General features: G+C 51.3%; 1 protein-coding gene. It reads right to left on the reverse strand.

Going from position 1 to position 228, the window contains the following annotated elements; genetic code table 11:
• The coding region (locus SB756_RS36385) for an endonuclease/exonuclease/phosphatase family protein (RefSeq protein WP_410914113.1) at positions 1-207 on the reverse strand (207 nt) is incomplete at its 3' end.
• Positions 208-228 lie beyond the last annotated feature (21 nt).

Below are 228 nucleotides of genomic sequence, written 5' to 3' on the forward strand. Positions count from 1 at the left end.
GTGCGAGGTATCGGGCCAGTTTTCCACATGCAGCGGATGAACTTCGTGCGCGCCCATCACTTCCTGCAGGCAAACAATATCGGCGCTGACGGTACGCACGGCATCGCGAAGTTCCGGCAAAATGAAGCGTCGGTTAAACGCGGTAAAGCCTTTGTGAATGTTGATGGTGAGCACCTTGAACGAAAATTGTTGTGTTTGATCGGGCATAATTTTCCTGTCTTTGCCTCT

Source organism: Pseudomonas sp. SIMBA_068 (genome assembly GCF_046534705.1).
GTDB classification, from domain to species: Bacteria; Pseudomonadota; Gammaproteobacteria; order Pseudomonadales; family Pseudomonadaceae; genus Aquipseudomonas; species Aquipseudomonas putida.